The sequence below is a fragment of the Bradyrhizobium sp. UFLA05-89 genome (assembly GCF_059803475.1).
In genome coordinates this window covers 18,612-45,315 of sequence record NZ_JBANBA010000077.1, presented here as the reverse complement: position 1 = coordinate 45,315, position 26,704 = coordinate 18,612, and the positions used below count along the sequence as shown (strand labels likewise).

The 26,704-nt window shown below is 64.3% G+C and carries 21 protein-coding genes and 1 pseudogene; 17 read left to right on the top strand and 5 right to left on the bottom strand.

From position 1 onward, the window contains the following. The 7 genes from soxA to SO139_RS31205 form a co-directional block, all read left to right on the top strand. Nucleotides 1-754: sulfur oxidation c-type cytochrome SoxA (gene soxA, locus SO139_RS31235; protein WP_498541113.1), on the top strand; the 754-nt coding region annotated here is incomplete at its 5' end. Beyond that, nucleotides 751-1,071, top strand: a complete 321-nt coding sequence (locus tag SO139_RS31230; RefSeq protein WP_449377800.1) for a hypothetical protein — start codon at nucleotides 751-753, stop codon at nucleotides 1,069-1,071. The genes soxA and SO139_RS31230, both read left to right, overlap by 4 nt. A 57-nt stretch (nucleotides 1,072-1,128) precedes the next feature. Beyond that, nucleotides 1,129-2,877, top strand: coding sequence for a thiosulfohydrolase SoxB (gene soxB / locus SO139_RS31225; RefSeq protein ID WP_449377801.1), 1,749 nt, complete (start codon nucleotides 1,129-1,131; stop codon nucleotides 2,875-2,877). Further along, on the top strand, nucleotides 2,874-3,332 hold the full coding sequence (locus SO139_RS31220) for a DsrE family protein (RefSeq protein WP_449377802.1): 459 nt from the start codon (nucleotides 2,874-2,876) through the stop codon (nucleotides 3,330-3,332). Before soxB ends, SO139_RS31220 begins: the two co-directional genes overlap by 4 nt. Before the next feature lie 350 nt (nucleotides 3,333-3,682). Further along, nucleotides 3,683-4,723 carry an MBL fold metallo-hydrolase gene (locus tag SO139_RS31215; protein ID WP_449377803.1) on the top strand — a complete coding sequence of 347 codons (1,041 nt, stop codon included), beginning with the start codon at nucleotides 3,683-3,685 and terminating at the stop codon, nucleotides 4,721-4,723. A gap of 106 nt (nucleotides 4,724-4,829) precedes the next feature. Beyond that, nucleotides 4,830-4,982, top strand: a complete 153-nt coding sequence (locus tag SO139_RS31210) for a hypothetical protein (RefSeq protein WP_498541112.1) — start codon at nucleotides 4,830-4,832, stop codon at nucleotides 4,980-4,982. Between the two features lie 257 nt (nucleotides 4,983-5,239). Continuing rightward, complete coding sequence (locus SO139_RS31205; RefSeq protein ID WP_449377805.1) at nucleotides 5,240-6,448, top strand: MFS transporter; 1,209 nt, start codon at nucleotides 5,240-5,242, stop codon at nucleotides 6,446-6,448. 172 nt (nucleotides 6,449-6,620) lie between these two features. Here SO139_RS31205 and SO139_RS31200 read toward each other — a convergent pair whose 3' ends face one another. Continuing rightward, nucleotides 6,621-7,952, bottom strand: coding sequence for an MFS transporter (locus tag SO139_RS31200; protein WP_449377806.1), 1,332 nt, complete (start codon nucleotides 7,950-7,952; stop codon nucleotides 6,621-6,623). A gap of 146 nt (nucleotides 7,953-8,098) precedes the next feature. On the opposite strand from SO139_RS31200, the gene SO139_RS31195 reads away from it, so the two are divergent. The 4 genes and pseudogenes from SO139_RS31195 (at nucleotide 8,099) to SO139_RS31180 (ending at nucleotide 12,698) form a co-directional block, all read left to right on the top strand. Next, entirely contained in the window at nucleotides 8,099-8,752 is a 654-nt protein-coding gene (locus SO139_RS31195; protein WP_449377807.1) for an ABC transporter ATP-binding protein, read from the top strand. Beyond that, nucleotides 8,749-11,211, top strand: a complete 2,463-nt coding sequence (locus tag SO139_RS31190; RefSeq protein ID WP_449377808.1) for an ABC transporter permease — start codon at nucleotides 8,749-8,751, stop codon at nucleotides 11,209-11,211. The genes SO139_RS31195 and SO139_RS31190 overlap by 4 nt, the downstream gene beginning before the upstream one ends. After that, nucleotides 11,201-12,283 (top strand): lipocalin-like domain-containing protein, encoded by a 1,083-nt coding sequence (locus tag SO139_RS31185; RefSeq protein ID WP_449377809.1) that lies wholly within the window; start codon nucleotides 11,201-11,203, stop codon nucleotides 12,281-12,283. The genes SO139_RS31190 and SO139_RS31185 overlap by 11 nt, the downstream gene beginning before the upstream one ends. A 29-nt stretch (nucleotides 12,284-12,312) precedes the next feature. Next, nucleotides 12,313-12,698: pseudogene (locus SO139_RS31180) on the top strand (MAPEG family protein). A gap of 191 nt (nucleotides 12,699-12,889) precedes the next feature. Here SO139_RS31180 and SO139_RS31175 read toward each other — a convergent pair. The 3 genes from SO139_RS31175 to SO139_RS31165 form a co-directional block, all read right to left on the bottom strand. Beyond that, a complete protein-coding gene (locus SO139_RS31175; protein ID WP_449377810.1) occupies nucleotides 12,890-14,089 on the bottom strand; it encodes an ABC transporter substrate-binding protein in 1,200 nt (399 codons plus the stop codon). A 205-nt stretch (nucleotides 14,090-14,294) separates the two neighbouring features. Continuing rightward, complete coding sequence (locus SO139_RS31170) at nucleotides 14,295-17,450, bottom strand: efflux RND transporter permease subunit (protein ID WP_449377811.1); 3,156 nt, start codon at nucleotides 17,448-17,450, stop codon at nucleotides 14,295-14,297. After that, nucleotides 17,447-18,646, bottom strand: a complete 1,200-nt coding sequence (locus tag SO139_RS31165; RefSeq protein WP_449377812.1) for an efflux RND transporter periplasmic adaptor subunit — start codon at nucleotides 18,644-18,646, stop codon at nucleotides 17,447-17,449. Before SO139_RS31165 ends, SO139_RS31170 begins: the two co-directional genes overlap by 4 nt. 387 nt (nucleotides 18,647-19,033) lie before the next feature. Between SO139_RS31165 and SO139_RS31160 the strand changes: the two genes are divergently transcribed. Together SO139_RS31160 and SO139_RS31155 are read left to right on the top strand one after the other, a co-directional pair. Further along, the gene (locus SO139_RS31160; RefSeq protein WP_449377813.1) at nucleotides 19,034-20,188 is read left to right on the top strand and encodes an iron-containing alcohol dehydrogenase; all 1,155 of its coding nucleotides are present in this window, start codon (nucleotides 19,034-19,036) and stop codon (nucleotides 20,186-20,188) included. An 18-nt stretch (nucleotides 20,189-20,206) separates the two neighbouring features. After that, entirely contained in the window at nucleotides 20,207-21,757 is a 1,551-nt protein-coding gene (locus tag SO139_RS31155; protein ID WP_449377814.1) for an AMP-binding protein, read from the top strand. Between the two features lie 96 nt (nucleotides 21,758-21,853). Here the strand turns inward: SO139_RS31155 and SO139_RS31150 are convergent, their stop codons facing one another. Continuing rightward, a complete protein-coding gene (locus SO139_RS31150) occupies nucleotides 21,854-22,630 on the bottom strand; it encodes an SDR family oxidoreductase (RefSeq protein WP_449377815.1) in 777 nt (258 codons plus the stop codon). A 68-nt stretch (nucleotides 22,631-22,698) separates the two neighbouring features. Between SO139_RS31150 and kce the strand changes: the two genes are divergently transcribed. The 4 genes from kce (at nucleotide 22,699) to SO139_RS31130 (ending at nucleotide 26,704) form a co-directional block, all read left to right on the top strand. Next, nucleotides 22,699-23,637: a 3,5-dioxohexanoate:acetyl-CoA acetone transferase gene (gene kce / locus SO139_RS31145; protein ID WP_449377816.1), complete on the top strand. Its 939-nt coding sequence runs from the start codon at nucleotides 22,699-22,701 to the stop codon at nucleotides 23,635-23,637. A 98-nt stretch (nucleotides 23,638-23,735) separates the two neighbouring features. Further along, the gene (locus SO139_RS31140) at nucleotides 23,736-23,924 is read left to right on the top strand and encodes a hypothetical protein (protein WP_449377817.1); all 189 of its coding nucleotides are present in this window, start codon (nucleotides 23,736-23,738) and stop codon (nucleotides 23,922-23,924) included. A 190-nt stretch (nucleotides 23,925-24,114) separates the two neighbouring features. Beyond that, a complete protein-coding gene (locus SO139_RS31135) occupies nucleotides 24,115-25,713 on the top strand; it encodes an ABC transporter substrate-binding protein (RefSeq protein WP_449377818.1) in 1,599 nt (532 codons plus the stop codon). A gap of 43 nt (nucleotides 25,714-25,756) precedes the next feature. Further along, entirely contained in the window at nucleotides 25,757-26,704 is a 948-nt protein-coding gene (locus SO139_RS31130; protein WP_449377819.1) for an ABC transporter permease, read from the top strand.

The window sequence follows — 26,704 nt, the reverse complement described above, 5'->3', positions numbered from 1 at the left end:
TGCCAAGGCGTTCCAGAACTTCTTCTTCCAGAAATTTCCGAACGTGAAGCACGAGGATTTCGTCAACGGTCCTTATTCCATGAACGAGGACATGAAGCGGCAGTGGCAGGAGAAGGAGGAATTCCCGCCTTACGAGTTCGCGCTCGATGCCGGCAAGGAGATGTTTTCGACCCCGTTCAAGAACGGCAAGACCTACGCCGACTGCTTCCCGAACGGCGGCATCGGCATCCGCCAGAACTATCCTTACTTCGACCAGAAGGAAGGCAAGGTCGTCACGCTCGAGCTCGCGCTCAACCGCTGCCGCGAGGCCAATGGCGAGGCGCCCTACTCCTACGTCAAGGACGAGATGGCCTCGCTGACCGCCTACATGGCCTTCACCTCGCGCGGCAAACTGATGGACATCAAGATTCCCGACGATCCGCGCGCGTTCGAGGCCTTTGAGAACGGCAAGCGCTATTTCTACACGCGGCGTGGGCAGATGAACTTCTCCTGCGCGAGCTGCCATGTGCAGAGCCCGGGCGAGCGCATCCGCGCGGAAGTGCTGGCGCCGGCGCTTGGCATTTTGAACGCGATGCCGATCTACCGCTCGGAATGGAGCGGCATGGGCACGACCAGCCGCCGCTTCGTCACCTGCAACAGCCAGACCCGCGCGGTTCCACTGGAACCGCAGTCGGACGAATACCGCGACGTCGAATATTTCCTGTCCTACGTCGCCAATGGCCTGCCGATCTCCGGCCCGGGAGCGCGGCCATGACCCCGTCGATGATCGGAATGCGATCAGTCGCACTCGTGTTGCTGCTGATGGCTGCCGCAGCGCCAGCGCGCGCGGCGAGCGAGGCCGACTACAAGGCGGCCTATGCTGCGGCGGAAGCCGCCAGCAAGGAAGCGGCCGGCTTGCGCAACCAGTGGACGCCGACCATTGCGGCTCTGGCCGCCGCGAAGAAGGCCGGCGATGGCGGCGATTTCGACCGTGCGGTTGCCGCCGCCAAGGAGGCCGAAGCGCTGGCGAAGGCCTCGATCTTCCAGGCGACGTCGGAAAAAGAAGCCTGGAAGGCGATGGAAATCCGCTAGACTGGCTCTCGTGGAACTGTTGGACGATCTTCTTCTTTAAGGGGCGGAGTATTTGGGATGACCATCCGCCGCCGCGATTTCCTGAGAGCCGCAGGCGCTGCCGCCGTCACGGCCGGGCTGCCGCGGCTTGCGCGCGGCGCGGAGACCACCAGCATCTACGACCTCGAACGCTTCGGCAATGCGCGCGTCCTGCACCTCACCGATACCCATGCGCAGCTCAACCCGGTCTATTTCCGCGAGCCCAGCGTCAATATCGGCATCGGCGAGATGGCGGGACGGCCGCCTCATCTGGTCGGCCGCGCCTTCCTCGAGCGTTTCGGCATCCGGTCCGACAGCGCGGACGCCTATGCCTTCACCTGCTTCGAGTTCGAGAAGTCCGCGGCCCGCTTCGGCAGGCTCGGCGGCTTTGCGCATCTGAAGACGCTGATCGACCGCTTACGCAACGACGTCGGCGAGCAGCATTCGCTGCTGCTCGACGGCGGCGACCTCTGGCAGGGCACCGGCCTTGCCAACACCATGCAGGGCCGCGACATGGTCGAGGTGGCGAATCTGCTCGGCATCGAGGCGATGACGGGCCATTGGGAGTTCACCTATGGCGAGCAGGCGCTGCGCGACAATCTCGAGCGCTTCAAGGGCGAGTTTCTGGCGCAGAACGTCTTCCTGACTGAGGAAGCCGCGTTCAACGACGCACGCGCATTCGACAAGGCGACGGGGCGCGTGTTCAAGCCCTCGACCATCAAGGAGTTCGGCGGCTATCGCGCCGCGATCATCGGCCAGGCTTTCCCCTACGTGCCGATCGCGCATCCGAAGCGCTTCACGCCGGATTGGACCTTTGGCATCCGCGAGGAGGAGCTGCAAAAACTGGTCGACGGCTTGCGCGGCAATGACAAGGTCGATGCCGTGATTCTGCTTTCGCACAACGGCATGGACGTCGATCTGAAGCTTGCGAGCCGCGTCACCGGCATCGACGTCATTCTCGGCGGCCACACCCATGACGCCGTCCCGCAACCGGTGGCGGTGAAGAATGCGAATGGCACGACGCTCGTCAGCAATGCCGGCTCGAACGGAAAATTTCTCGCCGTGCTCGATCTCCAGCTCGCCAAGGGCAAGGTCAGCGACATCAGATACCATCTGCTGCCGGTCTATTCCGAGCTGTTGAAGCCGGATCCGGCGATGGCCGAGCTGATCGGCAAGGTGCGCGCGCCGCACGTCACCGACTGGTCGGAGAAGCTCGCAACGCCCGACCGCCTGCTCTATCGCCGCGGCAACTTTTCCGGCCCCGTGGATGAGCTCATCTGCGCGGCACTGCGCCACGAGCTCGATACCGAGATCGCGCTGTCTCCGGGCTTTCGCTGGGGGGTCACCGCGCTCGCCGGCCAGCCGCTCACGCTCGAGGATGTGCTGGCGGAGACCGCAATCTCCTATCCCGAGACCTATGTGCAGGAGATGACGGGCGGCCAGATCAAGGACGTCTTGGAGGACATCTGCGACAACCTCTTCAACCCCGATCCCTACCACCAGCAGGGCGGTGATATGGTGCGCGCCGGCGGGCTCAATTACACCTGCACGCCGACAGCCGCGATCGGCAGCCGCATCTCGGCGCTGACGCTCGACAGCGGCATGCCGGTCGAGGCGCACCGACGCTACAAGGTCGCGGGCTGGGCGTCCGTCAACGCCCAGCAGGGCGCGCCTGTCTGGGACGTGGTCGCAAAATATCTGCGCTCCGGACGGATGCCCGAGAACAAAAGCTCCGGCGTCGCGCTGAGGGGCGTCGAGGACAATCCGGGAATTGCAGGACAGGGATGATGCGTTCGCCAAATCGTCGCGCGATGCTGTTGGCGCTGGTCGCCTGGCCTATGGTGCTGCCTGCCTTCGCGCAGCAGGTGCCCTTGCAGGACAAGCCGTTTGCCGAGCACAAGATCGTGCTCCAGCTCTCCGATGGTGATGCGAAGAAGCAGGCGCTGGTGCTCAGCGTCGCCAACAATCTCCTGAAAGCCTATGACCCCGACAAGGTTGCGATCGAGGTGGTCGCGTTCGGTCCCGGCATCGACCTCCTGCTCAGCGCCAACGACCACCGCAAGCAGGTCGAAAGCCTGATCGCGCAAGGCGTCCGCTTCGACATCTGCCTCAACACCGTCGACACGATCGAGCGGGAGAGCGGCCGGCGGCCGGATTTCATCCCATCCGCGACGCCCGTTCAGGTCGGGGTCGGCCAGATCCTGTTCCTGACCGAGAATGGCTACACGCTGGTAAGGCCGTAAGCCTGTTGCCGTGGCACAGCGTCGCGACACCTTCGGTGTCATCGCCCGCGAAGTGTTTAGCCCGGGGACATGGCTGACACCTGTTCGGACACATCGCTGACAGGTTGGCCAGGGGACACGGAGAAGCTGCGACGTACTGGATTCCCCGCCTTCGCGGGGAATGACAGCGGTAATTGAGGCAACATGACCCTAACGTCTCTTGGGCCCTGCCGGCCCCAAATCGGCCTCTTGCCCCCTCATCACGCGGAATAAAATTTTCTAAATCTTCCTGTTTAGGCAGTGAATTACTTCTCTTTTTGACCCGCGCCGTAGTAGAATCTTGGAAGCCAGTTCACGCCGGGGGTTCCGCCATGATCTTCCGCCAAATGTTCGACAGCGTTTCCGGGACCTACAGCTATCTGCTGGCCAGTCGCGCCGGCGGCGAGGCACTGATCCTCGATCCCGTGCTGGAGAAGGTCGACCGCTACTGCCAATTGCTGCGCGAGCTCGACCTCAAGCTGGTCAAGGCCGTCGACACCCACCTGCATGCCGACCACGTCACCGGGCTTGGCGAACTACGCGACCGCACCCACTGCATGACCATCATGGGCGACCAGAGCAAGGCCGACGTGGTGGCGATGCGGGTCTCCGACGGCGACAAAGTGACGATCGAGGGCATGTCGCTCGACGTGATGTATACGCCCGGCCATACCGATGACTCCTACTCCTATCTCATGGGCGACCGCGTCTTCACCGGAGACACGCTGCTGATCCGCGGCACCGGCCGCACCGACTTCCAGAACGGCTCTTCGCGCGCACAATACGACTCGATCTTCAATCGCCTCTTGAAGTTGCCGGAGGAGACGCTGGTCTTCCCCGCGCATGACTACAAGGGCGATACCGTCTCCACCATCGGCGAGGAGAAGCGCCACAATCCCCGTCTCCAGGTGCGCTCGGTCGACGAATATATCGAGCTGATGGCCAACCTGAAGCTGCCCAATCCGAAGATGATGGATGTGGCGGTGCCGGCCAACATGCATGTCGGCCTGCATCAGGAGGAGCTTGAGAAGGAAGGCCGCGCGCTCAGCGCCGTCGATGCGATGCGCGCACTCGGCCGGCCCGACATCCTCTTGGTCGATCTGCGCGAGAGCAATGAGCGCGCCAAGCACGGCATGCTCGAGGGCGCGCTGCATGCACCCTATCCGTCGATCGAGGAGAGCCTGAAACCCGGTGGCATGCTGCGCGAGGTGGCGGCCGCCACTGGTCGCCGCGTGCTGTTCTTCTGCGCCTTCGGCGAGCGCTCGGCGATGGCGGTTGCCGCGGCGAAACAGGCCGGGCTCGCCAACACCGCGCATATCGCGGGCGGCATCGACGCCTGGAAGAAGGCGGGCGGGCCGGTGGTACGGGTGTGATGCCATCCAGGTGGCGCCGCTTAGCGCCTCGCCATTTGAGAGAGGTCAAGAAAATTGGTCCCAAGCCGGCTAACATGCGCTGACGCATCACCATCCGGAGAAGGTCATGGCCAAGGCCGGCAACAAGAACCCGCCGAAGAAAGCGGACGACACCAAGAGAAAGCCGCAGCCGCCGCCCGATACCGACGACGACGATGAAGACGGCGACATCGCCACCCCCAAACGCGACCGCTACGGCACCGATGACGAGCCGTTGTGAGGGCGGCAACGCACTCCAATGTCGTCCTGGCGAAAGCAGGACCCATACCGCGTGATCTCTCGATTGTGATCGGTCGCGGTACCGAACGACGAGTCTTCGCCAAACTACGCCCTGGGGTAATGGGTCCTGGCTTACGCCAGAACGACTGTGGGGACGCACTATGCCCGCACTACCTGCCATGCGCGGGCATTCATGGACAAATAACCGCGCGCGCCGATAGTTTGCGCTTCGATAGTAGGAAGTGAAACGGAACTGCGATGGCCGACGTTCTCGCCGCACCGCAAGAGGGAAAGACCGACAGCGCGCTACGCACGCTGACGGGGATCTCGATCGCGCATTGGATCAGCCATTTCCACATCCTGGTTCTGCCGATGCTGTTTCCGTTCCTCAAAAGCCAGCTCGGCGTCGGCTATATCGAGCTCGGCTTTGCGCTCACCGTGTTTGCGGTCGTGTCCGGCCTGACCCAGGCACCGACCGGCTACCTCGTCGACCATTTCGACGCGCGAAAGATCCTGCTGACCGGGCTCGTAATCGGCGGACTCTCCCTCGTACTGCTCGGCCTGCACTTAAGCTACGTCTCTCTGATCATCTGCGCGGTGCTGCTCGGCCTTGCCAACAGCGTCTATCACCCGGCCGACTATGCGATCCTCGCCGAGCACATGGACGAGGCGCGGATGGGCCGCGCCTTCTCGGTCCACACATTTGCCGGCTATCTCGGTGGCGCGGTGGCACCGGCGATCGTGGCTGCGCTCGTCACGGTTTCGGGCGGCACCGGCGCGCTGATCGCATCGGGCGCGATCGGCGTGCTCTGCGCGCTGCTGCTCATCGTGATCAACATTCCCGACGCCGGCGCGCACAGGAAGAAGCCGGGAAACGAAGCCGCGCCAAGACAGGCGGTCATCACGCCGGCGCTGATCATGCTGACCGTGCTGTTCATGCTGCTCAGCCTGTCAGTTGCCGGCATCAGCAATTTCGGCGTGGTCGCGCTGATGAGCGGCTATGCCGCGTCCTACTCCGCCGCCAATGTCGCGCTAACGGCATTTCTGGGGTCAAGCGCCGTCGGCGTGCTCGCGGGCGGCTTTCTCGCCGACCGCACCGAACGCCACGGCCAGCTCGCCGCCGCCTGCTTTGCCGTGAACGCGGCGATCGTGCTTCTGATTGCGCTCGTCGCACTGCCCGGCTTGCTGCTGACGGTTGCGATGACTGTTGCGGGCTTCCTCTCCGGCGTGATCGCACCCTCGCGCGACATGCTGGTGCGCAATGCGGCGCCGGCGGGCGCAGCCGGGCGCGCCTTTGGCATCGTCTCAACCGGTTTCAACCTCGGCGGCATCATCAGCCCGCTGCTGTTCGGTTGGATCATGGACCAGAACGCGCCGCACTGGGTATTCGGCGCGTCGGTGGTGTTCATGGTGGCCACGGTGTTCTTGTCGCTGCTGACGGAGCGGCGACCGGAAGGCGCCAAGTAGCGCTCTCTCCGCTGTCGTCCCGGCGAAAGCCAGGACCCATTACCCCGAATGGCAGTTGTTTGAAACACGCTGGAGCGACCAGCGTGCCAATTCCGTTGTCCTGTGATCATGGGCCCTGGATCAGCACTCGCTACGCTCGCTGGTCCAGGACGACAGTGGTGGTGGCGGCGCGTTACGTCGGCGACACCACGCCCTTCAACACACCGGCCTGAGTGCCGGCCCCACGCGTTAGCCTCGCCTTTTCCGTGTTCGGCCAGAGCAGCAGCAGGCCGAGCACGCCAGAACCGATCATGACCACGGCGTTGATGGTGTAGCCGGTCAAGTAGCCGTCGACCATTGAGCCGGCGCGCTGGATCACGCTGCCCATTACGGCCGGCGCGATGATGCCGGCGAGCGTGTAGAGTGCGCCGTAGATCGCGATGACGGCGCCGCGCTGCGAAGCCGGTGTGAACTCGCCAAGCATCGGCGGGCAGACGACGTAGATCGCCCCGCACAGGCCCGAGCCGACCACGAGCAGCGCGATCTGCAACCCCGCCCCCTGCACGTGCGGCATCGCCGCGAGGATGAGGCCGCCGACCACGAGGGGCACCGAGCCGAGCACGCCGCGCGCAACGCGCGTGGTCGCGCCGCGCACCATCATCACCTGCGAGATCCAGCCCGTGAGAATGACGATGGTGGCACCGAATACCCACGGCAGGATAGATATCCAGCCCGCATCCGACTGCGAGAAGCCGAGTCCCTTGACGATGAAGGACGTGAACCAGGTAAGACCGAGCGACAGCGCCCAATAGGCTCCGAAGGTCGCCGCCACGCAGCCGATGAAGGTGCGCGAGGTGAGAAGCTGGACATAGGGAATCTTCGGCTCGGTGGCCGCCAGCAGTTGCGTGTCCTCCAGCGGCCCCTCCTTGCCGAGCGCAAGCCAGGCCGCGACCCAGATCAGGCCGACGACGCCGAGCGCACCAAAGGCATAGTGCCAGGAGTGGTTGACGATGATCCAGTTCAACGCGGGCACCGCGAGAATGACGCCGAAGGCCGAACCCTGCGACAGGATCGCGGTCGGCAGCGTGCGCTTCTCGTCTGGAAACCATTTGTAGATCGCGTGTGCGGCGACCGAGAAGCCCGGCCCCTCGCCCGCGCCGAGCACGATGCGGCAGATCACGAGCGTGGCGAAGCTGACGGTGCCGACCATCGGAAACTGCGCCAGCGACCAGATGACCGCGAGCGTCAGCAACACCCAGCGCGTCGGCACCTTGTTGACGATGAAGCCGACCACGATGGTCGAGATCGAGAACAGGACAAAGAAGGAAGAGCCGAGCAGGCCGAACTGCTCCGGCGCGAGCTTCAGGTCGGTCATGATCGGCACAGCGGCGAGTCCCACGACGATCTTGTCGGCGAAATTCACCACCATGAAGAGAAACAGGAGAAAGGTGACGGTCCAGGCGCCCTTCGGCGTTGCCTTGGCTGTCGTGCTGCCCGCCGCTTTGGGCGTTCCCTGAGCGCTCATATTTCTCCCCGTCTCGCCGTTTTTCGGCGCTTTTGATCTGGCCGTCTTGCGAGCTAACAACGGCTTGAACGGCAACACAACCCCGACATTTCCGCATCAACTATGCTACGCAACATTCCAGTTAATTCCGTGCGGCGCCATTCATCGTGCTGAGCATCAAAAACCTCTCCAAAAGCTTCTCCTCGGCCGGCGAGCCGGTTCATGTGTTGCGCGGCGTCGATCTCGACGTGCGCCCCGGCGAGCGTGTCGCGCTGACCGGCGAATCCGGCAGCGGCAAGAGCACGCTGCTGCACCTGATCGCGGGGCTGGATGGCGCCGACGGCGGCACGATCATGCTCGAAAGCACCGATATGACGGCGCTGCCGGATGCAGGGCGGGCAGCGCTGCGGCGCGACCGGCTGGGGCTGGTCTTCCAGCAGTTCAACCTGATCCCGAGTCTGTCGGTCGAGGACAATCTCGCCTTCCAGGCGCGGATCGCCGGCCGGCACGATGCCGCCTGGCACGGCGAGCTGATCGAGCGACTCGGCCTCGGCAAGCTGTTGAGACGCTACCCCGAGCAGCTCTCTGGCGGCCAGCAGCAGCGGGTCGCGATCGGCCGGGCACTCGCGATCAAGCCGTCACTGCTGCTCGCGGACGAGCCGACGGGTAATCTGGATGAATCCACGGCGGACGACGTGCTCGCCTTGGCGCGCGATCTCGTGGCGCGCACCGGCTGCGGCTTCTTGATGGTGACGCACAGCCTGCACCTGGCCGGCACGCTCGACCGCCACGTCACGCTGCATGCGGGGCGGATCACATGAGGCGCGCGCTCTGGATCCTTGCCGTGCTGCTCAGCCATTGGCGGCGACATCCGATGCAGCTCGCGACGCTGCTGATCGGCCTGATTGCGGCAACCGCCCTGTGGAGCGGCGTGCAGGCGATCAACCAGCAGGCGCGCAATGCCTACGATCGCGCTGCGGCGACGTTCGGCGGCGTGCGCACGCCGATGCTGGTCGCGCCCGATGCCGCGACGTTCTCTCAGGACCTGTTCGTTGCGCTCAGCCGCGCCGGCTGGCCGGTGTCGCCGGTCGTGGAGGGCCGCGTCCAGATCAACGGACGCTCGTTCCGCCTGCTCGGCATCGAGCCGGTGACGCTGCCGGCCGAGGTCGGCAATGCGCCGCGGCTCGGCGCGTCGGACTTGCGCGCCTTCGTCGCCGCGCCCGGCCAGACACTGGTGGCGCCGGAGACGCTCGCCGATCTCGACGCGGCGGAGGGCGCGGCGCCGCTGATCAGCAGCGGCGCAAAGCTGCCACCACTGCATGCGCAGCCGCAGCTCGTGCCCGACGTGCTGGTGGTCGACATCGGCGTCGCACAGCGGCTGCTTGGCAAGCAAGGCCAGCTCTCGCGGCTCCTGATCGGCAAGGCCAAGAGCAAGCCTGCGCCGCTCGCGAGCGTCGTCGGCGACCGCTTGCAGCTGATGGAGCCGAGCGCGGAGACCGAGCTCGAACGCCTCACCGACAGCTTCCATCTCAATCTCACCGCCTTTGGCCTGCTGTCGTTCTTCGTCGGACTTTTCATCGTCAATTCGGCCGTCGGCCTCGCCTTCGAGCAACGATTGCCGATGCTGCGTACGCTGCGGGCCTGCGGCGCCTCGGCACGGTTGCTCAACACGGTGCTGGTGATCGAGCTGGTGGTGCTGGCGCTCGCTGCGGGGCTCGTCGGGCTCGTCTGCGGCTATGTCATCGCGGCGGCGCTGCTGCCGGATGTCGCGGCCTCGCTGCGCGGGCTCTATGGCGCGCAGATTCCGGGGCAACTTTCGCTCCGCGGCGAATGGTGGCTCGCCGGCATCGGGATCAGCATCATCGGCGCGATGATCGCGGCGGCAACGAGTCTGGTCAAGGCGATGCGGCTGCCGCTGCTTGCAACTGCGCAACCGCAGGCCTGGCAGCAGGCGCAGCAGCGCTGGCTGATCCTGCAAGGTGCGGCAGCGTGTGCGGTGTTCGCAATCGCGCTGCTGTTGTTGCGCTATGGCGATACGCTGATCGCCGGCTTCGGCGTGCTCGCTGCGCTGATGCTGGGCGCGGCGCTGATCCTTCCCGCGCTGCTCGAGATCATCCTGCTCATTGGCCAGCGCCGCGCGCGCCGCCCGCTTGCGTTGTGGTTCTGGGCCGACAGCCGACAGCAGCTATCAGGCCTCTCGCTGGCGCTGATGGCGCTGCTGCTCGCACTCGCAGTCAATGTCGGCGTCTCAACCATGGTGGAAACTTTCAGCCGCACATTCGTCACCTGGCTGAACGGACGGCTGGCCGCCGACGTCTATATCGGCGCGCCCGACAACGCGAAGGCGGTTGCGATCCGGACTTGGCTGCGCGAGCGCGGCGAGGTGCAGGCGATCCTGAGCGGCGGGCGGGCGGAGACGCAACTCGAAGGACAGCCGGTGGAGCTGTTCGGCCTGCCCGACCACCCGCTCTATCGCGAGCGCTGGCCGCTACTCGAAGCCGCGCCGCGCGCCTGGGCGCAGCTCGTGCCGGGCGATGCCGCCTTCGTCAGCGAGCAATTGAGCCGGCGATTGAACCTGCGCGTCGGCGATGTCATCGAGATCCCCGCGCCGGGCGGTAGCTGGGTGCTCGACATCGCCGGCATCTATGCCGATTACGGCAATCCCAAGGGGCAGCTCGCCGTGAACGTCGCGGCGTTGATCCGGCGCTTTCCCCAGACGCCGCAGACACGGATCGGACTCATCGTTCCCCGAGACAGGATTCCCGGCCTGATCACGGCGCTGCAGAAGCAGTTTGCTCTCGACGACCGCAGCGTCGCCGACCAGGCAACGGTGAAAGCGGAATCGATCCGCATCTTCAACCGCACTTTTGCGGTGACGGGAGCACTGAACGCCTTCACTCTCGGCGTCGCCGGCATCGCGCTGCTGACCAGCCTGCTGACGCTCGCCAACTCCCGCCTGCCGCAGCTCGCGCCGCTTTGGGCGATCGGCCTCACGCGGTCGCGCCTTGCTGCGATCGAACTGACCAAGACGCTGGCGGTTGCGCTGTTCACGGCGCTGCTGGCATTGCCGTTGGGTCTCGTCGTGGCCTGGTGCCTGATCGCGATCGTCAACGTAAAAGCGTTCGGCTGGCGCCTGCCGTTCCACGTGTTTCCGCTGCAACTGGTCGAGCTGGTCGCGGTGGCGCTACTCGCCTCGCTGCTGGCCGCCTTGCTGCCGGTGGCGCGGCTCGCGCGGATGCAGCCGGCAGATCTCGTGAAGGTGTTTGCCAATGAGCGCTGACGGACTATCGCGGCGCGCATTTGCCGGCGCCCTCGCCGCATTGGCGCTGTCGCGTCGCACGGCGGCGCAAGGTTACGCCGGCCTCGGCGAGACCGCAGATGGCTTTGCGCAGGTCACGCCTGGAAAAGTGTTTTCCTTCCTCGCCGACCACGGCCCGCACCCCGATTTCCGCATCGAGTGGTGGTACCTCACGGCGAATCTGATCGATGCCAGTGGCGCGGCTTGCGGCCTGCAATGGACGCTGTTTCGCCAGGCCGCCGAGGCTGGGCCGCAGCGCGAGGGCTGGGCCAATCAACAGCTCTGGATGGGCCATGCCGCGGTGACCCGCGCCGACACCCATCGCTTCAACGAGCTGTTCGCCCGCGGCGGCGTCGGGCAGGCGGGTGTGGATGCAAAGCCGTTCGCGGCCTGGATCGACGACTGGGAGATGAAGGGCACTGAGAGCACCGATGATAGCAAGCTGGCGCCGCTGACGCTGAAGGCGTCAGGCACCGATTTCAGCTACGCACTGACGCTTCAGGCTGATCGTCCGGTGGTGCTGCAAGGCGACGGTGGTTTCAGCCGCAAGTCCGAGCGCGGCCAGGCGTCGTATTACTACAGCCAGCCGTTTTTCCGTGCGCACGGCAGCCTCGTCATCGACGACAAGGCGGTCGATGTGTCGGGGCAAGCCTGGATGGACCGCGAATGGAGCAGCCAGCCGCTTGGCGCCGACCAGACCGGCTGGGACTGGCTGTCGCTGCATCTCTCATCTGGCGACAAGCTGATGCTGTACCGGCTGCGGCAGAAGGACGGCAAGGACGATCCGTTCGGCAACTGGATTTCGCCCGACGGCCGCACGCAGCAAATCTTTGCCGCCGACATCCGGATGACGCCGAGGGGATGGGCCGAGGTTGCGGGGCGCAAACTGCCGGTGGAATGGCAGATCGTAGTCCCCTCGCGTTCCCTGACGATCACCTGCAAGCCGCTCAACCCCGCGGCCTGGATGGGCACCGGCTTTTCCTATTGGGAGGGCCCGATCAGCTTTTCCGGCAGCCATGACGGCGTTGGCTATCTCGAGCTGACGGGCTATTGAGCATCGGCCGATCCGAGGGGAACCGTGCGATGTATCACCTGACCGCGCTCATCACGCTGCTCGCCGTAGCGTTCTGCTTCTACACCACCATCAATGTCGCACGGTCGCGTGCGAAGACTGGCGTCAAGGTGCCAGCGATGTCGGGCCATCCCGACTTTGAGCGCGCCTTCCGCATCCAGATGAACACGCTGGAATGGATGCCGATCTGCCATCGCTTTGGCTGTTCGCGATCTATGTCAGTGACGCCATCGCGGCCGCAATCGGCGCGGTCTGGATCATCGGCCGCATCGTCTATTTCATCGGCTATTCCAAGGAAGCCGCCAAGCGCGGCCGGGGATTTGCCATCCAGGCCTTCGCCAGCATCGCGCTGTGGATAGGATCGCTCGTCGCGGTGCTGTGGCGGCTGGTGCATTGAGGCAAGGTGGCGGCAACAATCACCATCGTCGTCCCGGACAAGCGAAGCGCAGATCCGGTCTCCATAACCTCAGGGCGGAGTTTGGCGAAGATTGATAAACGCGATCTTGCGCCGCAACTACTCCCTGGGGTTGGGTCCCGGCCTTCGCCGGGACGACACCGGAGTTGTGGAGCTGACGTTGCCCTTGCCACTCACTTCGTCAGCGGGCAGCCGCTCTCCTTGACGGTAAAGAAGGCCTTGTCGCCGGGGACGGTGGCGAGCAGCTTGTAGTAGTCCCAGGGCTTCTTCGATTCCGACGGCTTCTTGACCTCGAACAGATACATGTCGTGGACCATGCGGCCGTTCTCGAGCACCTTGCCTTGCGCGAAGGCGTCGTCAACCGGGAGTTCCTTCATCTTCTTGGCGACCGCCTCCGGATCCTTGGTGCCGGCGGCCTTGACCGCCTTCAGGTAGCTCAGCGTCGCCGAATAGGTGCCAGCGTGGATCATGCTCGGCATTCGCCCGGTGCGCTTGAAGAAGCGTTCGCCGAGACCGCGCGTCTTGTCGTTGAGATCCCAGTAATAGCCCTCGGTGAGCACCAGGCCTTGCGCGGCCTGCAAGCCAAGGCCATTGACCTCGGCCAGTGTCATCAGGAGGCCAGCAAGCTTCTGGCCGCCGGTGACGATGCCGAACTCGGCGGCCTGCTTGATCGAGTTGGTGGTGTCGAGCCCTGCATTGGCAAGGCCGACGATCTTGGCCTTCGAGCTCTGCGCCTGGAGCAGGAAGGAGGAGAAGTCCGACGAGTTGAGGGGCACGCGGACCGAGCCGACCACCTTGCCGCCATTGGCGGTGACGATCTCGCTGGTGTCCTTTTCCAGCGCGTAGCCGAAGGCATAGTCGGCGGTGAGGAAGAACCAGGTGTCGCCGCCGGCCTTGGTCAGCGCACCGCCGGTGCCGACCGCGAGCGCGCGGGTGTCATAGGCCCAGTGGAAGCCATAGGGCTGGCAGGCATCGCCGGTGAGGCGCGATGTCGCAGCACCCACGACGATGTCGATCTTCTTCTTTTCCTTGGAGAGCTCATGGATCGCGAGCGCGACGGACGATGTCGTCAGCTCCGTGATCATGTCGACGTTCTCGACGTCGTACCAGCGCCGCGCGATGGAGGTGGCAAGATCTGGCTTGTTCTGGTGATCGGCGGTGACGAGCTCGATCTTGTGCCCCAGCACCTCGCCGCCAAAATCCTCGATCGCCATCTTGGCGGCTTCAACCGACCATTTGCCACCGTAATCGGCATATACGCCGGACTGGTCGTTGAGGATGCCGATCTTGACGCCTTGATTGGCGGTTTGCGCGGAGGCCGGCACCACCAACAACACGGACACCGCGGCGGCGGCCAAAAATGCTGATTTCATATTTTAACTCCCAGCAGTTTTCTGTTTTGAAATCGCGCGGATACTAGTGAAGAACCCCGGCAATGCCCATCCATTTCGGCCTCAGCCGTTAGTATGGGCGCAGGCGTGCCAAACTCAGCTCGTCGTCCCGGACAAGCGCAGCGAAGCAGAGCGCAGATCCGGGACGACACTGTGAGCGCGGATACGCCCTTGGCCACAATGACCATCAAGTTGCGGCCGCCGGCTTCTTCCCGCGCCCGTCGGCGAGGTTGCGCACGATCATGTAGAAGATCGGGGTGAAGACCAGGCCGAACAGCGTGACGCCGAGCATGCCGAAGAACACGGCGACACCGACGGCCTGGCGCATCTCCGAGCCCGAGCCGGTCGAGACCACAAGTGGCAGCACGCCGAGGATGAAGGCGAAGGACGTCATCAGGATCGGCCGCAGGCGCAGGCGGCAGGCTTCGATCACGGCTTCCAGCCGCGGTTTGCCCTCGAGCTCGATGTCGCGGGCGAACTCGACGATCAGGATGGCGTTTTTGGCGGCAAGCCCCACCAGCACGACGAAGCCGATTTGCGTGAGGATATTGACGTCCTGCCCCATGATGCGCACGCCGATGGTGGCAGCGAGCAAACACATCGGCACGATCAGGATCACCGCGAACGGCAAGGTCCAGCTGCCGTACTGCGCGGCGAGGACGAGATAGACGAACAGCACGCAGATCGGGAACACATAGAGGCCGGCATTGCCGCCGGTGACCTGCTGGTAGGACAGGTCCGTCCATTCGAAGGAGAAGCCGCTCGGCAAGGTGTCGTCCGCGAGCTTCTTGATGGCGTTGAGCGCGGTGGTCGAGCTCGTGCCCGGCGCCGGCTCGCCCTGCAATTCGGAGGCCGCGTAGAGATTGTAGCGTGCAACGCGGTCGGGGCCCGAGACGTCGCGGAAATCGACGACGCTGCCGAGCATCACCATATCGCCGGACGCATTGCGCGTGCGCAGCCGCGCGAGATCGCTGGTCTCTTTCCGGAACGGCTGGTCGGCTTGCGCGGTGACGTGATAGGTGCGGCCGAACAGATTGAAGTCGTTGACATAGGTCGATCCGAAATAGGTCTGGATCGTATCGTTGATGTTGGCGATGGGAACGCCGAGCTTCTGCGCCTTGGTGCGGTCGATGTCGACGAAGACCTGGGGTGTGTTCGCGGTGAAGGGCGAGAACACCGAAGTGAGCTCCGGCGTCTTGCGTGCGGCAGCCACGAGCTCGTCGGTCGCTGCCGCAAGCAATTCCGGCCCGCGGCCTTGGCGATCCTGGATGCGGATGGTGAAGCCGCCGCCGGTGCCGATGCCAGGCACGGCCGGCGGCGGAATGACGATGATGAACGCGCCCTCGATTCTCGACAGCCGCTTGCGCAGCTCGGCGGTGATGGCGTTCGCGGACAGACCCTTCTTCAGACGCACCTCCGGCTCGTCGAACACCGGAAACAGCGCTGCAGCGTTGCCGGCCTGCGTGCGCGTGGCGCCCGAGAAGCCGGCAAAGGCGGCGACGCGGATGATGCCCGGCGTATCCAGCGCGATGCGCTCGATCTCGCGCACGACCTCGGTGGTGCGCGCCAGCGACGCCGCGCCCGGCAATTGCACGGAGACGATGACATAGCCGCGATCCTGCGCCGGGATGAAACCTTGCGGCGTGGTCGCGATCAGCCAGCCGGCGCTGCCGATCAGGCCCACGTAAATCAGCAGCATCACCACCGAATGCCGGATCACGAAGTTGGCGACGCTGGCATAGCCGTGCGACAACCGCTCGAACGCGCGGTTGAAGACGCCGGTGAACGCGTCCCAGCCGCGCGCGATGAAATTCCAGCGCGCCGGCGGCCGCTTCTCTTCGTGAGGCACCAGGATCTGCGAGGCCAGCGCCGGCGACAGCGTCAGCGAGCAGAAGCAGGAGATTGCGGTCGCGACCGCGATGGTGACGGCGAATTGCTGGAAGAACTGTCCTGAGATGCCGCCCAGGAACGCCGTCGGCACGAACACCGCGCACAGCACGAGCGCGATCGACACCAACGCGCCGCCGACCTCCTCCATGGTCTTGAGCGCGGCGTCGCGCCGGCTCATGCCGTGCTCGAGATGGCGCTCGACGTTCTCGACCACCACGATGGCGTCGTCGACGACGATGCCGACGGCGAGCACGAGGCCGAACAGCGTGAGATTGTTGATGGAGAAGCCGAGTGCCGCCATCACCGCGAAGGTGCCGACCAGCGAGACCGGGATCGCGATGATCGGAATGATCGCGGGCCGCCAGCCCTGCAGGAAGACCAGCACCACGATGACCACGAGCAGCATGGCTTCGTAGATGGTCTTGATCAGCTCGTGGACGGATTGCGCGATGAACTCGGTCGGGTTGTAGCCGATGTTGTAGTCGAGGCCCTTCGGGAAGCTCGCCTTGAGCCGGACCATGGTGTCGGAGATGTTCTTCGCCGTCGCGAGCGCGTTCGATCCTGGTCTCTGGGTGACCAACATCGCGACCGCCGATTTGCGCAGCAGGAAGCTGTTGGTGGTGTAGGACAGCGCGCCGAGCTCGATGCGGGCGACGTCGCGCAGGCGCACCGTGCGGCCGTCGGAGCCGGCCTTGATCAGGATGTCCTCGAACTGCCTCTGGTCCTTCAGGCGGCCGGTGAAGGTCAGGTTCGGCTGGAAGGCGCGGTCCGCGATCGGTGGCTCGGCGATCTGGCCGCCCGCGATCTGCACATTCTGCGACCGGATCGCGGCCAGCACTTCGGTCGAGGTCAGGCCGAGATTGGCGATGCGATCGGGATCAAGCCACAGCCGCATCGAATAGTCGCGCGCGCCAAAAATCTGGATGTCGCCGACACCGTCGAGCCGCAGCAGCTGGTCGCGGACCTGGAGCAGCGCGTAGTTGGAGATGTAGAGCTGGTCGAAGGTGTCGTCGGGCGACAGCATGAACACGACCATCAGGATGTCGGGCGAGTTCTTGCGCGTCGTGACGCCGTTGCGCTGGACTTCCTCAGGCAAACGCGGCTGCGCGATCGCGACGCGGTTCTGCACCAGCACCTGGGCCTTGTCGAGATCGGTGCCGAGCTTGAAGGTGACGGTGATGGTGAGCTGACCGTTCGAGGTCGCCTGGCTGTAGAGATACAGCATGTCCTCGACGCCGTTGATCTCCTGCTCGATGGGAGCGGCAACCGTGTCGGACACGGTCTGCGCGGACGCGCCGGGATATTGCGTGGTCACCACAACCGTCGGCGGCACCACCTGCGGATATTCGGAGACCGGCAGCGTGGTGTAGGCGAGCGCGCCGACGATCAGCAGCACGATCGACAGCACCATCGCCAGGATGGGCTGGTTGATGGAGAGGCGGCCGAGATTCATGACTTGCCACCCGCTGGCGCTTGGGCTTGATGCGGATTGACCTTGGCGCCGACGCGCGCACGCTGAATGCCGTCGACGATCACGCGGTCGTCGGCCTTCAGCCCTTCGCGGATGACGCGCAGCCCCTCATCGAGCGGACCGAGCGTCACAGGGCGCGCCTCGACGGTATCGTCCGGCTTGACCACGAAGACGATCTTGCGGGACTGATCGGTCGCGACCGCGACGTCCGGAATCAGCAGCGCCTCGTAGGGCGCGCTCCCGATCAGCCGCACACGGCCGAACTGCCCCGGCAGGATCGAAAGATCGGTGTTCTGGATGACGGCGCGGCTGCGCAGCGTTCCGGTGGAGACATCGAGGCGGTTGTCGAGGAAGTTGATCGTGCCGTCATGCGACGGCTTGGTCTCGCCGGCCAACGTCACCTGCACCGGGTTCGGCGTATCGCGCGAGCTTGGGCGCTTGCCTTCGAACCAGAGCTTGCTGTTCTTGATGTAGGTCGCCTCGTCCATGTCGAAATAGATGTAGATCGGATCGAGCGACACGATCGAGGTCAGCAGTGTCGACGTGCCGGTGTCGCTGCCCTGGACGAGATTGCCGGGGCTGACGAGGTGGCGGCTGACGCGGCCGGTGAGCGGCGCAGCCACATGGGTGAACTCGATATTGAGCTTGGCGGCCTTCAGTGCGCCTTCGGCCTGCATCTCGGCGGCGTGCGCGGCCTGCAAGGCCTGACGGCGCTGGTCGACGACTTGTTCGGAGACGGCGCTGGTCTGGACCAGGTTCAGGCCGCGATCGAGCTCCCGCTTGGCAAGCTCCACCTTGGCGCGCGCGTCCGAAAGCTGACCGTCAGCCTGCTCGGCAGCCGCCTCGAACGGACGCGAGTCGATCACATAAAGAAGATCGCCGGCGTGAACGATCGCACCGTCCTGGAATTCGACCGAGGTGACGAAGCCGCCGACCCGCGGGCGTACCTGTACCTCCTCCACCGCCTCGAAGCGGCCGGTGAATTCTTCCCAATCGGTGACGGTGCGTTTGACCGGCTGAGCGATGGTGACGGAGGGCGCCGGCGGAGCTGCCGCCTGCGAGGCCGGCTTGTCACAGCCGACGAGGAGGCCAGCAGCCGTGAGCGCGAGCGCCGCCAGGAAAGAACGCGGCGCGCATCGCCGTCGGACTGAATGCTGCCTCGGGTTCGGCTCGCTCATGTCTTGCCCCCTTCCTTGGTGGCTGCGCCGGCAAACAGGGTACTTACTTACCCGCAGGGGGCACAAGATGGGTTTCAATGATGAACTCTTCAAGACGGACGACAAGGCAATCCTGGGCGGTGTGCCCTAGCCGGATGGCGGGTTGTGCGGACACAGTCGGTCGTGCAGGCGGCGATTAGGTGGCCGAACCCGGATAGATTGTTCACCGGGCTCGTGAACGGCAGGACGTTTTCGTTTTTCCCCGCTTGCCCAACTGTGCTGGGTGGGCAAAGCGTCCGCCTTTGCCCTACGGCATCTCTCTGCACCAGCGTCTTCGCGCATGACGCGCGGGGCAAGCTCGGCTAGATTATTCCAAACAGAAAAGACGAATTGTCCGGGAGGACAGGCGTGCACCAAGGGCGTGTCGTTTTCGGCGCGATCGAGGAGGTCGTGTTCGGCCATCCGGCCGCAGGCGCGATTCTGGCGCAGATGGACCGCCTGGGCTCGAACCGCGCCTTCCTCATGGTCTCCGGCACGCTCAATCGGCAGACCGACGAAATCCAAACGATCAGAGAAGCACTGGGCGCACGCTGTGCGGGCGTATTCGACGCCATGCAAGCGCACACGCCGCGCGAGGCGGTGATCGCGGCCGCCAACATGGCGCGAGACGTGAAGGCGGACCTGATCGTCACCGTCGGTGGCGGATCGATCACCGACGGCGCCAAGGCGGTGCAACTCTGCCTTGCCAACGACATCGACAGCACCGATGGCATCGAGCGCATCCGCGTTCGCAAGGGCGTCGTGCCCGAGATGAATGCGCCGAGCGTCCGCCAGATCAGCGTGCCGACGACGATCGCCGGCGGCGAGTTCAGCTCCATCGCGGGGGTCACCGACCGCAGCACCCATGTGAAGCAGATGCTGCGCCATCCGCTGATGGTGCCGCGCGCGACGATCCTCGATCCCGCCATCACCGTGCATACGCCGGAATGGCTGTTCCTCTCGACCGGCATCCGTGCTGTCGACCATTGCGTCGAGGCGATCTGCTCGCGCGAGACGCACCCTTATGCCGACGCACAATCGGTAAAGGGGCTTGCGATGCTCGCCGATGCGTTGCCGCGGGTGAAGGCCAACCCTTCAGATCTCGACGCGCGGATGGATGCGCAGATCGGCACCTGGCTGTCGATGGGCGCGCTCGCCGCCGGCGTTCCCATGGGCGCGAGCCACGGCATCGGTTACGTGCTGGGCGCGGCCTTCGACGTGCCGCATGGCTACACTTCCTGCGTCATGCTGCCGGCAGTGATGCGCTGGAACGCGCCCGATAATGCCGAGCGCCAGGCGATCGTCGCCGCCGCCATGGGCTTTCCCGGTAAAGATGCCGCCGACGTGCTGGGTGCCTTCATCCGCTCGCTGGGCATGCCGCGCAGCCTCGCCGATGTGCGCGTATCGCCCGAGCATTTCGATGGCATCGCCGAGCAGGCGATGCGCACCCCCTGGGTGCCGCGCAACCCACGCAAGATTGATACGCCAGCGCAAGTGCGCGAAATCCTGCTTCTCGCCGCATGACGCAACCTCGGAGGATCGATGTACACAGGTACGCATGCCCGTCGGCGCCCGCTGCAGTCCGCCTTCATCATGGCCGGCACGGGCGAGACCGTCACCTATCGCGAGCTCGACGCGCGCAGCAACCGCTTGGCGCATCTGTTTCGCGAGCAGGGCTTGAAGCGGCTCGACCACTATTCGATCTTCATGGAGAACAATTCGCGCTATCTCGAAGCCTGCGGCGCGGGCGAGCGGTCCGGGCTCTACTATACGTGCGTCAACTCGTTCCTCACGCCGAGCGAGCTCGCCTACATCCTGACCAACAGCCAGTCGCGTATCCTGATCACCTCGGTGGCCAAGCTCGACATCGCGCGCGAAGCGCTGAAGGAATGTCCAAAGGTCGAGCTCTGCGTCGTCGCCGATGGACCCGGTGAGAGCGACCGCATCGTCGGGCTGGAGCAGGCAACGGCAGGCCTGCCGAAGACGCCGATCGCCGATGAATGGCTGGGCACGGCTATGCTGTATTCGTCAGGCACGACGGGACGGCCGAAGGGCATCTTGCGGCCGCTGGCGGAGGAGCCGCCGCGGCACAATATGCCACTGTTCGAATTCCTCACGAAACTTTGGCACTACCGCGAGGGCATGATCTATCTGTCGCCGGCGCCGCTCTATCACTCCGCGCCGCAGGCCGCGGTCAATCTGACGATCCGCATGGGCGGCACCGTGATCATCATGGAGAGTTTTGATCCCGAGCGTTACCTCGAGCTCGTGGAGAAATGGGGCGTCACCCACACCCAGCTCGTGCCGACGATGTTCTCGCGCATGCTGAAGCTGCCGGAGGAGGTGCGCGCCCGCCACGACCTGTCCTCTCTCGAGATAGCGATCCATGCTGCCGCGCCCTGCCCGGCGCTGGTGAAGGACGACATCATCAAATGGTGGGGGCCGATCATTCATGAATATTACGGCGCGACCGAAGGGCTCGGCTTCACCGCCTGCAACACTGAAGAGTGGCTCGCCCATCGCGGCACCGTCGGCAAGGTGCTCTTTGGCGACCTGCATATTCTCGACGAGACCATGAAGGAGTGTCCGACGGGCACGGCCGGCACGGTGTGGTTCAAGACGGCCTCGGCCTTTGAATATTTCAACGATCCCGAGAAAACAAAGGAAGCGCGCTCGGCCGATGGCAGCATGAGCACGGTCGGCGACGTCGGCTATGTCGATGCGGACCGCTTCCTCTACCTCACCGACCGCGCCACCTTCATGATCATCTCGGGCGGGGTGAACATCTATCCGCAGGAATGCGAGAATTTGCTGATCACGCACCCGAAGGTCGCCGACGCCGCGGTGTTCGGCGTGCCCAACAGCGATCTCGGCGAAGAAGTGAAGGCAGTGGTGCAGCCGATGCCGGGCGTGGTGCCGGGGCCGGCGCTCGCCGAGGAGCTGATCGTGTTCTGTGCCAAATCACTGTCGCGGCAAAAGGTGCCGCGCTCGGTCGACTTCGAAAAGGAATTGCCGCGCCTGCCGACCGGAAAACTCTACAAGCGCCTGCTACGGGATCGCTATTGGGGGAACAAGACGTCCAGGATCGTGTGAGGCGTTCTTGCGCGGCATGGATGGGGAAAGTGCGCGCCACACATTCTGTGTTGTCCCGGCGAAGGCCGGGACGACGACTGAATTTGTCGGTACGCCCTACCCCAACATCTGCGTATCGCCGCAGATCGAGATCGCCTGGCCGGAGATGGTGCGACCGCGGGGGCTTGCCATCAACAGGATCTGGTCCGCGATCTGCTCCGGCGTGACGTAGTCCTTGATCGAGGTATAGGAGAACGCGATGCGCTCCATCTGGGCGTAGGAGATGCCACGCTGCTGCGCCTTCGCTTCCAGCACCCGGCGCTGGCGGTCGCCGGCGACGAGACCGGGCAGAATGGCGTTGACGCGGATCTTGTCGGGGCCGAGCTCGATCGCCAGCGACTTGGTGAGGCCGATGACGCCCCACTTCGCCGCCGCATAAGGCGTGCGCATGGCGAAGCCGACCTTTCCGGCAGCGGACGAGATGTTGACGATCGAGGCGTTCTCGCTCTCGCGGAGCAGCGGCACCGCGAGCCGCGTGCAGTTGAACTGGCCGGTAAGGCAGACCTCGACGCAGCGGTCCCAGTCCTCCGGATTCATCTCCTCGACCTTCGCGGTCGGGCCGGCGATGCCGGCGTTGTTGACGAGCACATCCAGCCCACCGAGCGCGCGGACCGCCTCGTCGAACATCGTCTTCACCGCGGCGCGATCAGCGACGTCGCATTGCGAGCGCGTAATTGCGATATCGCTGTTCGCAAGCGCGGCAAGCGCCATCTCGTCGACATCGCAGACATGCACCTTTGCGCCTTCGGCGAGGAAGCGGCGGGCGATTGCAAGCCCTATGCCGCCCGCTCCCGCGGTCACCAGTACGCGCAACCCCTTGATGTCGAGATCCATGATGGCTCCGATCGTGTCTTGATGCTAAGCGTGACGGTAGATCACAGCCGCCTCGGAGTTGCAAACCCATGGTTAGCAAGGTATCGGCCCGCAAAGTCATCATCACCTGCGCCGTCACCGGCGCGATCCACACGCCGTCGATGTCCGCTGCCCTGCCTGTGACGCCGCAGGAGATCGCGGACGCCGCGGTGGAAGCCGCCGAAGCCGGTGCAGCGATCGTGCACCTGCACGCGCGCAACCCCGAAACCGGTCAGCCGGATCAATCGCCGGAGGCCTTTGCGCCGTTCCTCAAGATCATCAAGCAGCGTTCCAACGCCGTGATCAACCTCACCACCGGCGGCTCGCCAACAATGACGGTGGACGAGCGCGTGCGGCCTGCCGCGGTCTACAAGCCGGAAGTGGCCTCGCTGAACATGGGCTCGATGAATTTCGGCTTCTTCGGCATGCTCAACCGCTTCAAGACCTTCAAGCATGATTGGGAACGCAAGCATGTCGAGAACAAGGACATCGTGTTTCGCAACACCTTCCAGGACATTGAGTTCGTGCTGAGGACGCTGTCCGAGACCGGAACCCGTTTCGAGTTCGAATGCTACGACACCGCGCATCTCTATAATCTCCAGTACTTCCTCGATCAGGGCCTGGTGAAGCCACCGCTGTTCATTCAGACCGTATTCGGCCTGCAGGGCGGCATCGGCCCGCATCCCGAGGACGTGCTGCACATGAAACGCACCGCGGAGCGACTGTTCGGCGACAAGTTCATCTGGTCGGTGCTGGGCGCCGGACGGCATCAGCTTCCGATCGCGGCGATGGCCGCCGCCATGGGCGGCAATATCCGCGTCGGCCTGGAAGACTCGCTCTGGGCCGCGCCCGGCCGCATGGCCTCTTCCAATGCCGAGCAGGTGCGCCTTGCCTGCAAGATCATCGAGGGCCTCGGCCTCGAGGTCGCCAGCTCCGACGAGGCGCGCGAGATGCTGCATTTGAAGGGTGGCGACACGTTGCAGGTGTAGTCCGCAACTCTCTGGATTTTGATTTCGCTGGGATGTTGTCGCCCGTCGTCGCCGCGACCGCGGTCCTGTATGCTCAGCAGGCATTGACAGGAGCCCCCATGCTCGCCGCGTTTCTCTTCATTGCCGGCCTTCTTGCCATCTTGATCCTGTGCGGCCGCTGCACTGCGAAATTCGCGGCGGAGAAGGGACGCTCGCGGAGCGTCTGGTTCGTCCTGGGCGCCCTGTTCTTTCCGTTGCCCTCGATCGCACTGGCGCTGCTGCCATCCCGCGCGCAGGCGCAACGCTAAAGACGATCTGGTTCCAATCGAAATGACGACATCAGCCTCTCTCACATCGTGAGAGACTGCGGCATGCGGCTTTACGTCATCCGAATTGCCAAGGCCGCCGCCAGCCTTGGCCGTTGCCTGCCCTCGCGCGCATGGCTATCGTCGTGATCAAACAGGCCGCACAAGGCCTTGAGGCTCGAGGGAGAGAAGCATGCGGAGCGTGACGGCGCTCGCCGCGATGGCGGCGCTATCGGTGCTGACGGTCTCAACCATCGCGTTGGCCGACGAGGGCAAGCAAGGCGGCATCCTGCGGATGTACCACCGCGACAGCCCCGCAAATGCTTCGATCCACGAAGGCGCGACCTATTCGGTCAACATTCCCTTCATGCCCGTCTTCAACAATCTCGTCATCTACAAGCAGGACGAGCCGCAGAACAGCATGGACGACATCGTCCCCGAGCTCGCCGAAAGCTGGGCCTGGGTCAATGACAACAAGACGCTGACCTTCAAGCTGCGCCAGGGCGTGAAATGGCACGACGGCAAGCCGTTCACCTCGGCCGACGTCAAATGCACCTTCGACATGCTGATGGGCAAGTCGCAGCAAAAGTTCCGGCAGAACCCGCGCAAGGCCTGGTACAACGAGGTCAATGACATCTCGACGAATGGCGATCTCGAGGTCTCGTTCAACCTGAAGCGGCCGCAGCCCTCGCTGCTGGCGCTGCTCGCCTCGGGCTACACGCCGGTTTATCCCTGCCACGTCACGCCCGGCGACATGCGCACGCATCCGATCGGCACCGGTCCCTTCAAGTTCGTCGAGTTCAAGGCCAATGAATCGATCAAGCTGACCCGCAATCCCGACTACTGGAAGAAGGGCCGGCCCTATCTCGACGGCATCGAGTTCACCATCATCCCGAACCGTTCGACCGCAATCCTCGCTTTCGTCGCCGGCAAGTTCGACATGACCTTCCCGACCGAGGTGACGATCCCGCTGGTGAAGGACGTCAAGTCGCAGGCGCCGAATGCGATCTGCGAGATCGCGTCGACCAATGTCGCGACCAACATCATCGTCAACTCCAGCGCGCCGCCGTTCGACAATAGCGACATCCGCCGCGCCATGGCGCTGGCGCTCGACCGCAAGGCGTTCATCTCGATCATGTTCGAGGGCCAGGGCGACATCGGCGGCACCATGCTGCCGCCGCCGAACGGCCTGTGGGGGATGCCCAAGGAGATGCTGGAGACCATTCCCGGCTACGGCCCGGACGTGAACGCCAACCGCGAGGAGGCGAAGAAGCTGATGCAAAAGGCCGGATATGGGCCGGATAAGCATCTCGCCGTGAAGGTTTCCACGCGCAACATTCCCGTCTATCGCGACCCCGCGGTGATCCTGATCGACCAGCTCAAGAGCATCTATATCGACGGTGAGCTCGACGTCGTGGAAACCGCGAACTGGTTCCCGAAGGTCGCGCGCAAGGACTACATGATCGGACTCAACCTCACCGGCAATGCGGTGGATGATCCCGACCAGTCCTTCTACGAGAACTATTCCTGCGGCTCCGAACGCAACTACACCAACTACTGCAACAAGGAGATCGAAAAACTGTTCGACGTGCAGTCGCAGGAGACCGACGCTGGCAAGCGCAAGAAGCTGGTTTGGGAGATCGACAAGAAGCTGCAGGAGGACGTCGCCCGCCCGATCATCTTCCACAGCCGCATGGGCACCTGCTGGCAGCCCTATGTCAAGGGTGTGACGATCATGACCAACTCGTCCTATAATGGCTACCGCTACGAGGATCTGTGGCTGGACAAGTAATGCGGCGGACGGGCAGCTGAGGGGCTCGGCAGGAGGCGTTGGGATGTTTGCCTATCTGGTGCGCCGCCTCTTCCTGATGCTCGTGACCCTGTTCGGGATCTCGATCGTCATCTTCTTCCTGCTGCGCATCGTGCCGGGCAACATCGTCGATATCCTGTTTGCGGCTGCCGGTTACGTCGATCCCGCAGACAAGGCCAATCTGGAAAAGGAGCTCGGCATCGATCAGCCGCTGGTGATGCAGTATCTGCATTGGATCGGCGGCTTTCTTCGCGGCGATTTTGGTTACTCCTATGTCTCGGAGAAGCCGGCGCTCCAGGAGATACTGCCACGGATTCCCATCACCGCGCGGCTTGCCGGGCTCGCATTGCTGTTCTCCGCCTCGATCGGCATTCCCTTGGGCGTCATCAGCGCGGTGAAGCAGGGAACAAAACTCGACTATGCGTTGCGTGTCGTCAGCCTCAGCGGGCTGTCGCTACCCTCGTTCTGGCTCGGGCTTTTGATCCTCACCGCGTCGGTCGCGATGTTCGGCCAGATGCCGATCTTCAATCCCAATCCGCAGACCTGGGTGGAGGCGTTTGCGACCTATGCGGTGCCGGCTGCCGCGGTCGGCTTCCGCAGCGCCGCGCTCACCATGCGCATCACGCGCTCCTCGATGCTGGAGGTGCTGCGGCAGGACTATATCCGCACCGCACGCGCCAAGGGTGCCTCCGATGCCGCCGTGAATTATCAGCATGCGCTGAAGAACGCGATGTTGCCCGTGATCACCGTGATCGGCATCGAAGCGGCCTTCCTGATCGGCGGCCTCATCGTGACCGAGACCGTGTTCAACATTCCCGGCGTCGCGCGCTTCCTGGTCGAGGCGATCCGCTGGCGGGATTATCCCATCGTGCAGAACCTCGTGATGTTCATCGCCGTCGTCGTGGTGTTCGCGAACTTCACCGTCGACATGCTGTACGCCGTGTTCGACCCGCGCATCCGGTATACGGACTAG

Coding starts and splice junctions, on each gene's coding strand:
- kce (WP_449377816.1), top strand. CDS start 22,699: ATGGTTAGCAAGGTATCGGCCCGCAAAGTCATCATCACCTGCGCCGTC.
- SO139_RS31135 (WP_449377818.1), top strand. CDS start 24,115: ATGCGGAGCGTGACGGCGCTCGCCGCGATGGCGGCGCTATCGGTGCTG.
- SO139_RS31185 (WP_449377809.1), top strand. CDS start 11,201: ATGAGCGCTGACGGACTATCGCGGCGCGCATTTGCCGGCGCCCTCGCC.
- SO139_RS31155 (WP_449377814.1), top strand. CDS start 20,207: ATGTACACAGGTACGCATGCCCGTCGGCGCCCGCTGCAGTCCGCCTTC.
- SO139_RS31190 (WP_449377808.1), top strand. CDS start 8,749: ATGAGGCGCGCGCTCTGGATCCTTGCCGTGCTGCTCAGCCATTGGCGG.
- SO139_RS31170 (WP_449377811.1), bottom strand. CDS start 17,450: ATGAATCTCGGCCGCCTCTCCATCAACCAGCCCATCCTGGCGATGGTG.
- SO139_RS31140 (WP_449377817.1), top strand. CDS start 23,736: ATGCTCGCCGCGTTTCTCTTCATTGCCGGCCTTCTTGCCATCTTGATC.
- SO139_RS31210 (WP_498541112.1), top strand. CDS start 4,830: ATGGCCAAGGCCGGCAACAAGAACCCGCCGAAGAAAGCGGACGACACC.
- SO139_RS31200 (WP_449377806.1), bottom strand. CDS start 7,952: ATGAGCGCTCAGGGAACGCCCAAAGCGGCGGGCAGCACGACAGCCAAG.
- SO139_RS31130 (WP_449377819.1), top strand. CDS start 25,757: ATGTTTGCCTATCTGGTGCGCCGCCTCTTCCTGATGCTCGTGACCCTG.
- SO139_RS31175 (WP_449377810.1), bottom strand. CDS start 14,089: ATGAAATCAGCATTTTTGGCCGCCGCCGCGGTGTCCGTGTTGTTGGTG.
- SO139_RS31215 (WP_449377803.1), top strand. CDS start 3,683: ATGATCTTCCGCCAAATGTTCGACAGCGTTTCCGGGACCTACAGCTAT.
- SO139_RS31220 (WP_449377802.1), top strand. CDS start 2,874: ATGATGCGTTCGCCAAATCGTCGCGCGATGCTGTTGGCGCTGGTCGCC.
- soxB (WP_449377801.1), top strand. CDS start 1,129: ATGACCATCCGCCGCCGCGATTTCCTGAGAGCCGCAGGCGCTGCCGCC.
- SO139_RS31165 (WP_449377812.1), bottom strand. CDS start 18,646: ATGAGCGAGCCGAACCCGAGGCAGCATTCAGTCCGACGGCGATGCGCG.
- SO139_RS31230 (WP_449377800.1), top strand. CDS start 751: ATGACCCCGTCGATGATCGGAATGCGATCAGTCGCACTCGTGTTGCTG.
- SO139_RS31150 (WP_449377815.1), bottom strand. CDS start 22,630: ATGGATCTCGACATCAAGGGGTTGCGCGTACTGGTGACCGCGGGAGCG.
- SO139_RS31205 (WP_449377805.1), top strand. CDS start 5,240: ATGGCCGACGTTCTCGCCGCACCGCAAGAGGGAAAGACCGACAGCGCG.